Source organism: Sphingobacterium pedocola (assembly GCF_015209965.1).
GTDB classification, from domain to species: domain Bacteria; phylum Bacteroidota; class Bacteroidia; order Sphingobacteriales; family Sphingobacteriaceae; genus Sphingobacterium; species Sphingobacterium pedocola.
The window spans coordinates 1,339,792-1,349,325 of sequence record NZ_MU158690.1 but is presented as its reverse complement, the minus strand read 5'-3'; the positions used below and the strand labels follow the sequence as shown (position 1 = coordinate 1,349,325).

The following is a 9,534-nucleotide window of genomic DNA, read 5'->3' as shown; positions in this document are numbered from 1 at the left end:
GTAAACTAAACGTTATTTTTACAGATCGCCCGTAAAACGCTGGAACTGTTAAAGATAAATTTAAAGCCGGGGCAGCGCGGACAGCCCCGGATGCCCCAAAAGGATGCTCTCCTGCACGGGGGGGGTACCGCAGCCGCCCCTCTCCTGCCTTTCTCCCGACCAATACCCGACCTTTGACCCGTCCTGAAATAGCTATACAGATTATTTAATAAATCCTAGTTTTAGCTATACAACTTTTGACGTTAATCCGAAATAAGCTATACAGCATGCTCTTCAAATGTAATAATTTCACTTGAAGAATTTAAATCTTCTTCATTTGTCAGCTCCATAAGTTCTTTTTCGGTAACAATATAATTTTTGGGATACTCTTTCCATCTCTTCCTCAATGTAGCATTTTGCCGATGAGCTTCGGACGGTGTTAGATAGTCACAGCTGCTATGAGGTCTAATATTATTATATGAATCAATACTCTTATCAATATGTAAGCACATATCGGAAAATGATAAATTTTTGGTATAGAATTCAAATTCATTTTTTAGTATCCCATTAACACGTTCTGCCAATGCATTTTCATAGGGACTTCCATTTTCAGTCATACTAACAGCTATTTTACCCCTTGTTAATTGTTCTACATAGAATGTACTACAATATTGAGTCCCTCGATCAGAGTGATGGATAAGAGGTAAATCAACCCATTCTCTATTATCGACTGCCATTTCAAGAGCTCTTACGCAACCTATTGTAGTCATGTCCTCACGAAAGCAATAGCCCATAATTTTTCGAGAATAAGCATCAGTTACAAGACTAAGGTATCCCCATTTATCAATAAGCCTAATATAGGTAATATCACTAACCCATACCTGTTCTGGGCGACTAATTACCAAGTCTTTAATGATATTGGGATATTTGCGTAGATGATGCCGGGAGTTGGTTGTCTTTACGGTACGCCGCCGTGTACGGACTAACAGCCCATGCGATCCGATCAGATCGAATAAATAATCACGACCAACCTCTATACCATGAGAGGCTAAAATAGGTGATAACATAAAATGAAGTTTACGAACACCTACCCGTGGTAAATATTCACGTATCTTCAAAACCTCCTGTAAAATAATATCATCCTCAAAATTAGACGCACGTACGCGCCAAATGTGATCATAATAAGCATGACGGCTCTTGCCAAACAGTTTGCACAAATTACCTATCCCCATTTTAGGAAATAATTTCTGCAGGACTAAGACTGCCTGGCACCAGACTTTTTTCGGATATTAATATTTAGCTCCTCTTCGGCAACATCGATCAACGTGTTTAAGGCAGTAATTTTTAATTGCGCTTCAGACAAAGCTGCTTTTAATGCTTCTAATTCACCATCATCTGGCTTTGACAAATCTTCCTCTTGCACGACATCTGCTTTTAAAGTGCTAATATCGACATTTTCTTTCTTAAGTAATCTAACCCATTTGGCGATGGTATCATGCCCCCGGATATTGTAAACGTCGTTAGCTTCTGAAATGGTGAGCGTGCCTTGCAAAATCTGGAAAGCTATAGAACGGCGTTGCAGAGGTGATAATTTTGTATATCTTGGAGTGCATGTATCCTGAATATTATACTTTTTCATCCATTTGCTCAACGCTTGGGTACTAACGTTTAACTTTTCGCAAACTTGTCGTTTGGAATAACCTTTCTTTAATAATAATAACGATTTTTTTATGACCGATTTGTCATAGTAAGGAGTAGATTCGGGCTGGGGGTTCTTTGCTTTTATTTTGTTCATACACTTTAATTAGTGTATAACTATTCTAGGACTAGACACTTCTTCGACCGGTATATTAGGTTTTACTTAGTTTTATCTTAGTATTATCTTAGGGCTATCCGGGAAAAGGTAAGACAGCACTAAGCCAAAGGTAATGCAGAGGTAACGCACCGAGCGAAAAACGTCCGAAGAACCTCCGAAGAAAGGGCGAAGAAAGGACGAAGAAAGCGGGTGCTCGGTTTTCCAGAAAACAGCCTTTACGTATTGGTTTTTTTAAAAACCCAGTATTTTTGTAATGTGAAATTGAACCCTAGCGACACCACGACCTCTACGATTAATCGGGTAATTCTATAATCAATACCTGTTAACGTTGACAATAGAGGGGTTCCTTGGGATTTTAATAGTATACTTCCGACCACTACGATTATGAATTTCCATAATTGATTCACGACAGGAGCCTCCTCCTTTTTAAAAGTCCAAAGACGGTTAATTGTAAAATTAACGATCGCTCCTATTGCTCCTGAAATTACGATAGAGGTACTGATTGTAAAACCAAGAATTTCCTTACAAAAGAGCATAATCCCGTAATCAACCATTCCACCAACAAAAGCAGATAGCTGGGCCTTAAGGAATTCCTTTAACTTTGGAAACATTTTTATGGATTGTTCAATTTATTCTGTTTTTCATCAGCATCTCTAATATCTCCCAAATCCAGTAGTTTTTTAGTGTCAGCAAGATTGATAAAAAACAAAGCAACACAAATGAAAATCACCAAATAATTGATAGAACCTGGAATGATTACTTCCAAAAACAGGACAATAGAAATTACAACTCTAATCTCTGTGGGACCTAAAATCCCCGCATCTATCGTGTATTTATCCGTGATTTTGTACCGTAATTGAGAAATAATCATTGCCCATCCGTACAATGCTACCAAAGCAAAACCAGAATATTTAAAATCTCCAGGCGCGTAAAACACATACCCAAGGCCGATGAAGACTGTACTTACCCAATCCATAATAATATCCAAAGCAAAACCGTACCATTTGCGTGATTTATTTCTATAAAACGCGATTCTACCATCTAATGAATCACCAAACCATTGTATGAAAAACCCGACGATACCTATCAACAAATAGTTCAAATGAACGTACTCCGCTAGGAGAAAGCTCGCCAAAATCATAAGCGATCCTAACAAACCAATAGCTGTTAGCCCATCCGAAGACAACGAATTGGGAATCCTTGGCACCAAATATGAAATAAATTTTTGTTCAGGATTACTCAATATATTCGTACGCTTTCTGTCTTGAAAAAGCTTCTTATTAATCTTTTGACCACTCATTATTTAAAGTTCTTTACAACCAATCATTTTTCTTGTACCAAAGGAGGCTTTCTCCTAGCCCCTCTTTAAGGTTATACTTGGGATTAAAACCTAATTTATTCTTAGCCTTCGAGATATCACAGCCCCAATTTTCCGCAGTTAATTCATTCAACCGTTCGGGATAAATAACAGGGGTTTTCTTCGAATTCCTATAAATGGTTTCGGATATCTGAGCAATTTTTTTAACGATACCAAAAGGGATGTGGATGCGAAGCAGCTTCCTACGTAGTGTTTCCTTGAAAATATCGGCCATTTCATATTTAGAATATATATTACCATCGGTAACATTATAAAACTGCAGTCCTTCTTGAGGCACCAGACACCCTTTTAACAATACGTCCACTAGATCTTTTATATAAATAAAACTTAGCTTTTGAGGCTTTCTTCCAATATACGGGTCCAAACCCTTATTCATGGTATCAAAAAGAATAAATAAATCCTTTTCACGAGGGCCATACACAGCAGTCGGACGAAATACAGACAATGGCTTATCCGAGAAACCCGCTTTAATCATCTGTTCTGATGCACACTTACTGCGCCCATATACCGTTACAGGACTGTAAGGTGTAGATTCATCAATAAGTCTATCACTCGTATAAGCAATAGGACCGACCGCGGCAAGACTACTCACGTATACCAGCCTTTCCAACGGCATCTTTGCAGCGAAGGCTGCATGAAGAATATGCTGTGTATATCCCACGTTAATGTCCAGCAACATAGCTTCCTCTTTCGCTTTGGTCAATGCAGCAGCATGAATGATATAATGATATTGATATTTTTCAAATAACTTCGTCAATTCGCTGACAGAAGAAAAATCAGGAAACACAAATTGATCCACAAACGGCTCAATTTCCGTGATAATACTTGAACTACGAACTGCAGCATGCACTTCGAAATCCAAATTATTAGCTGCTTCGACAAGATGAGAGCCAACAAAGCCACTCGCCCCCGTAATTAAGATCTTTTTTTTCATATCGCTTTTTCATAGAGGCGATACTGCTTATATAATCTTCCGTTGATCTGTTCAATAGCATGGTTCATCATGTAATTATGCTCGAGCATCCACGAGCACTCTCCTCTTTCTATCCCGTAAAGACCGGCATTTTTGATAATTCTACCATACAAACAGGCTTCTATGCCCATTTTCCTATAATCTTCGAGAACACCCAACATCATCACGCGCAAAGATTTTATCTTCTTCTTACCGAATAGGAGTTTAAAAATTCCAGTTGGGAGCAACCTTCCTCTTTTTATATTAATTAATATCTCATTAATATTTGGAATCCCGACCGCAAAACCAACAATTGCATTATCCTTTTCTGCAATAATACAAAAACGAGGGTCTACGATCATTTTCAAATCCTTCGCTACATAAGCAAATTCTTCATCAGTCATTGGCACAAAACCAAGGTTTTTATCCCAGGCTTTATTATACACTAATTTTATCTTTGCAGCTTCATTCTTAAAATCTTTCAAGTTGATCAGTCGCAACCTAATGCCGGATCTATTTAAACGCTCTTCCAAGCGATCCATCAACTGCACAGAACGCAAACTAGCCTGAGCTGTCGGCATATCATAAGCTCTTAAGTCTACTTTTTTAGCGAATCCAAAGTTTTCTATCAGATGTACGTAATAGGGATAATTATATGGCATCATTGCTACCGGAGGCATTCCAAACCCTTCAATCAAAAGACCGCAGGTTTCATTTGTAGATTGATTAATTGGTCCAACCACGGTGTCTCCCCCCTTTTCTCTTATCCACTCGAACGCACACGCAAATAGAGCATCTGCGACTCTTTGATCATTCACACTATCAAAAAAACCGAACTGGCCTTCATTTACCTGATTAAATTCATTGTGGTTCACATTCCAAAATGCACCGATCCTACCTACGATTTTGTGATCTTCGTAAGCAAGGAATAATTGTGCGGAAGAATGCTTATAGAACGGATGTTTATCTGGGTTCAGCAGATCGTCTTGTCCAACAAATAATTCTGGAACGTAATTAGGATCCCCCTTATACAAATCATGCGGAAAATCTATAAATTCCGCACGTTGTTTTTTAGTTTCGACTGGGATGATTTCTATCATAGCGATTAACTAATAAAGGTTTCGACCTCCAATGTTTTAAACACCTTAGCCATTTTATCGACGGCCTCATCTATCTGATCAAACGTATGTGTAGCCATCAAAGAGAAACGTATCAAAGATTCTTCTGCAGGTACCGCAGGAGCAACCACGGGATTGACAAAAATACCATCGTCCTGAAGCATCTTAGTAACATAGTATGTTTTATCGTTGTTACGCACAAAAACGGGAAGGATAGGACTTTCTGTAGCCCCTAAGTCAAATCCATTTTCTAACAAAAGCTTTTTAGCATAATTCGTATTCGCCCACAATCTCTCGATGTGCTCCGGTTCCGTTCGAATAATTTCCAACGCTTTCAAAGTCGAAGCAACAGAGGCGGGAGTCATACTCGCACTAAACATCAATGAGCGTGCAGAATGCTTCAAATATTCTATCGTGTCTCTATCTGCGGCCACAAAACCACCCAAAGAAGCCAAAGATTTACTAAAAGTTCCCATGATCAAATCAACCTTATCTGTCAATCCAAAATGGCTTCCTGTACCAGCGCCCTTCTCACCGATCACGCCCAAACTATGTGCGTCATCACAGAGAATAGCAGCATCGAACTCTTCGGCAATATTTACTAATTCTGGAAGCTTTACGATATCCCCTTCCATACTAAATATACCATCAGTAGCAATAAACTTTAAACTATCCTCTGGCAATCGAGAAATCTTAGCACGCAAATCTTCCATGTCGTTGTGTGCATATTTGATTACTTTGGAGAACGACAATCGGCTACCGTCAATAATGGAAGCGTGATCACGTTCATCTAATAAGATATAGTCATTTCTGCCTGTTAGGCAGGAAAGAGGTCCTAAGTTAGACTGAAATCCAGTACTGAAAAGTATCGCCGCTTCTTTTCCAACAAAATCTGCCAACCGTTCCTCTAGCTCCACATGAATATCTAATGTTCCATTTAAAAAACGGGAACCGGCACAACCTGTACCATATTTCGCGAGTGCATCCTGTGATGCCTGGATAATTCTCTTATCCGTGGTCAATCCTAAATAAGAATTTGACCCGAACATCAAAACCCTTTTTCCATCAATCAACACCTCTGTATCCTGTTTAGATTGAATCGGTCTAAAATAAGCATATAAATCATTCGACTTAATACGCTCTAGTTCCCCATTTAGAAACTTTGATGTTCTTTCACTTAACTTTCCCTTGCTCATGCTATAGGTGTTTCTTTTTGTTGTGATAATACTAAAAAGCTTACTCTCATTTTACTTTTTGACCAAATCTTATCAAATGTCAAAATTAAAAAAAACAAAACAACATATACAATTTTAGCTTCTAAAATACGTTAAGACTACATCAATCCGCTAACGGTCAACAATTTAAACTAAAACGTGCACATCTTGTACATTATAAAAATCGGTGCAAACATACAAAACTTCAAGATATTTCGCATAGCCGAAAAACCATATAAATATCATAAAATTAAATTATTGTTAACATAACTCCAATAGAATAATGAATTAAAAGTGAATAAAGTTCGAAAATCATTACATTTGCTGTTATTTGCAATTAAACATGGCTATATCTTCTCAAATCAACATTAAAAACAAAAGGGCATCATTTGAATACCAACTGCTAGATAAATATGTGGCCGGTATACGACTATTAGGTACGGAGATCAAATCTATACGCGAAGGAAAAGCAAATATAAACGATAGCTTTTGTGCCTTTTTTGAAAAGGGATTGTATATACGCAATATGCACATTGCAGAATACTCCTTTGGTTCGTTTTATAATCACGAGTCAAAACGAGACCGTCAATTACTATTGAACAAAAAAGAATTAAAAAAAATCAAAGAAAAGGGAGAAGAAAAAGGGTTTACTATTGTACCGTTACGGATATTTATTAGTGAAAGAGGATTTGCAAAAGTAGAAATTGCCGTAGCACAGGGAAAAAAAGACTTCGACAAACGTGAAACAATTAAAGAACGGGATAGTAAACGTGAACTTGACCGCGTAATGAAGCGATAGCAATCTATTTCAATGAGTTTGTCCTTCTACCCTATTTATTATCAAGCATAAGTCCGTCCAAAACCGGGATCGGTTGCTTATTTTGATCCAGAGCCACAAAGGTAAACATACCCTGAATAGCTAGTTCACGTCCTTCTTCGTACATCTTTTCTAAATAGATTTCTACCTTTACTTTTAGACTGGTTCGTCCAATGCTATCCACTCGCCCAATGGCTTCAATGATACTTCCCGAAGGAATCGCCTTTTCGAAGTTAATCCTATCCGACGACACCGTCACTAACGTCTTTCTACAAAATCTCGTCGCAGCCATAAAAGAAACTTCATCCATTATTGCCATTGCTTTGCCACCGAAAAGCGTGTCATGATGATTCGTTAAAAAGGGGAATACAGTTGTACACACGCGGGTTTCGGACCGATCAATTCGCTCTTCTAATGTCATAACCTAATAAATTTTAGATAAAATTGGAACTATCCACGTCAATCCCGATGCCTTTCAAAAGTAAAGAAGCATTAAAAACAGTGCATTGTCCGTCCTTAAGTTTATAATCAAACAACATTTCCCCTTCCTTTATCTGAATATCAAAATGATAGTTTTGAAGAATTGATGGGTATTCATCTTCCAAGGTAGCCAGTTGCAGGTCGTGTGTCGCTACCATCCCCCTGCCATTCATCGCAATTAATTTTTTGATAATAGCGCGCGATCCCAAGTACTTATCTACTGAATTTGTGCCACGTAACATTTCATCGATCAAAAAGAAACTATCGTCAGCAACCTCTACGATACCTAGAATAAATTTCACCCTATCCAACTCGGCCTTAAACGTGGAAGTACTTTCATTCAGGCTGTCTTTGATACGCATATAGGTAACTAATCTGTAGATCGGAAGTCTAAATTGCTTAGCACAAACCACTGCTCCGGCGTATGCTAATACCGCATTAACCCCAACGGTACGTAAAAATGTACTTTTGCCCGCCATATTGGATCCGGTTACCAACGCCACACGATGTACTTTTGCATCGTAGTTGTTTGCAACAGCTTGATGAACCGGAATCAACGGATGATTAATACCCTCGGCATTCATACCATCTTCCAAATAATTATCCAAAATTACGGGCGTACTCCAATCCGATTCGTTTCTTTGCAGGGTGGACAGCCCCAGTAAGGCCTCAAAATCTGCTATCACATCAAACGCGTGAACAATATTTCCTTCATAATTTTTCTTCCATTTTACAATAGACAAGACCTGACGAAAATCCCAAAGAAAGATAATATTGAGAATTGCTCCTACTAAAATATTGTTTCTCGCATCAAGTTTATCTATCAATTTACCCAACTCGCGAAAAGCTTGCGAGAGTTTCTTTTCGGCATTGTCTGTTTTCAGTTCTTCCTGAAGCTGAACGTTCAGGTCTGCAGTGAATTCTTCATTTTCAACAAGTTGAATAGCATCCGAATAAGCAACCAACGTAGTTCCAATCTTATCAATCCGGCTTGAAAAATGACTTACTTTCCCTCCTAGCGCCATAGACCAACAAAGATGTACCAATCCCAAAATAGCGAGGTATCCCCATATAGGGTACAAAAAAATGGACACGCTCCCCCCTATTAAAAACAGCAACGGGGCAATCGACACATAGCCCTTCATGAACGATGAACCGAAATTTAAAGACTCGTCACCCAGGTATTTTGTCAAGAATACTTTGATATTTGTTTTTTGTCCAAGATTGAAAAGCAATTTTGTTTGGAGCTGCTGGGCCCAGTTTTTCTTTTCAGTTATTTCTGCGCTGGCCCTTTGGCGACTGCATATGATTTCCTTATTTGCACTCTTCAAAAACCAAGAAGCTAACCGCTCCACACCATCCGGAGTAGCTGAACGATTTATTTTTTCGAATAACGAATGTGGCCCAAAGACGTCTAAGTCTGAGATATAGGGATGTTTCCCGTCTTCAAACTGCTCTCCATTACTATATATATTTACATGACCTTGTAGAAGGTCAATTTCGTTTTTATTCACGCGAAGAAACGCTCTTTTGTCTTCCCTTTTCTTCTCTAATTTGCTTTGACGCAAAATCAGATATGAAAATAGTAGAAGAATAGTAATCACCACTACAAACAGCAAAAGAACGTTATTGAGCTGAAATATTTTAAACAGGATTGTACCCCCCAATAATATCACCGCCAGTCGAAATAAACTGTTGGTGTTCACTCTTTTTTCAATGACTACCAACTCGGCTTCAGTAGTGGTTATATTTCGGTTATAAAATTCTTTCATTTCTGCCT

Annotated in this window: 10 protein-coding genes; 1 reads left to right on the top strand and 9 read right to left on the bottom strand. The window is 38.4% G+C overall.

All coding sequences use genetic code 11. From position 1 onward, the window contains the following. Positions 1-257: 257 nt before the first annotated feature. The 7 genes from C4F40_RS15600 to spt all read right to left on the bottom strand — a co-directional run bounded on the left by C4F40_RS15600 (position 258) and on the right by spt (position 6,439). Positions 258-1,211 carry an IS3 family transposase gene (locus C4F40_RS15600; RefSeq protein WP_196940309.1) on the bottom strand — a complete coding sequence of 318 codons (954 nt, stop codon included), beginning with the start codon at positions 1,209-1,211 and terminating at the stop codon, positions 258-260. A 23-nt stretch (positions 1,212-1,234) separates the two neighbouring features. Further along, the gene (locus C4F40_RS15595; RefSeq protein ID WP_196940308.1) at positions 1,235-1,774 is read right to left on the bottom strand and encodes a COG3415 family protein; all 540 of its coding nucleotides are present in this window, start codon (positions 1,772-1,774) and stop codon (positions 1,235-1,237) included. Between the two features lie 236 nt (positions 1,775-2,010). Continuing rightward, positions 2,011-2,406 carry a GtrA family protein gene (locus tag C4F40_RS15590; RefSeq protein WP_196940307.1) on the bottom strand — a complete coding sequence of 132 codons (396 nt, stop codon included), beginning with the start codon at positions 2,404-2,406 and terminating at the stop codon, positions 2,011-2,013. A gap of 2 nt (positions 2,407-2,408) precedes the next feature. Continuing rightward, the gene (locus C4F40_RS15585; protein WP_196940306.1) at positions 2,409-3,095 is read right to left on the bottom strand and encodes a CDP-alcohol phosphatidyltransferase family protein; all 687 of its coding nucleotides are present in this window, start codon (positions 3,093-3,095) and stop codon (positions 2,409-2,411) included. A 13-nt stretch (positions 3,096-3,108) separates the two neighbouring features. Next, positions 3,109-4,107, bottom strand: a complete 999-nt coding sequence (locus C4F40_RS15580) for an NAD-dependent epimerase/dehydratase family protein (RefSeq protein ID WP_196940305.1) — start codon at positions 4,105-4,107, stop codon at positions 3,109-3,111. Beyond that, positions 4,104-5,225, bottom strand: coding sequence for a hypothetical protein (locus C4F40_RS15575; RefSeq protein ID WP_196940304.1), 1,122 nt, complete (start codon positions 5,223-5,225; stop codon positions 4,104-4,106). The genes C4F40_RS15580 and C4F40_RS15575 overlap by 4 nt, the downstream gene beginning before the upstream one ends. Positions 5,226-5,230: 5 nt before the next feature. Further along, entirely contained in the window at positions 5,231-6,439 is a 1,209-nt protein-coding gene (gene spt, locus C4F40_RS15570; protein WP_196940303.1) for a serine palmitoyltransferase, read from the bottom strand. Positions 6,440-6,800: 361 nt separating this feature from the next. Between spt and smpB the strand changes: the two genes are divergently transcribed. Then, positions 6,801-7,256: an SsrA-binding protein SmpB gene (smpB, locus tag C4F40_RS15565; RefSeq protein ID WP_196940302.1), complete on the top strand. Its 456-nt coding sequence runs from the start codon at positions 6,801-6,803 to the stop codon at positions 7,254-7,256. 31 nt (positions 7,257-7,287) lie between these two features. Here smpB and C4F40_RS15560 read toward each other — a convergent pair whose 3' ends face one another. Beyond that, positions 7,288-7,695 (bottom strand): acyl-CoA thioesterase, encoded by a 408-nt coding sequence (locus C4F40_RS15560; protein WP_196940301.1) that lies wholly within the window; start codon positions 7,693-7,695, stop codon positions 7,288-7,290. A gap of 13 nt (positions 7,696-7,708) precedes the next feature. Next, a complete protein-coding gene (locus C4F40_RS15555) occupies positions 7,709-9,526 on the bottom strand; it encodes a MutS-related protein (protein WP_196940434.1) in 1,818 nt (605 codons plus the stop codon). Between the last annotated feature and the right edge of the window lie 8 nt (positions 9,527-9,534).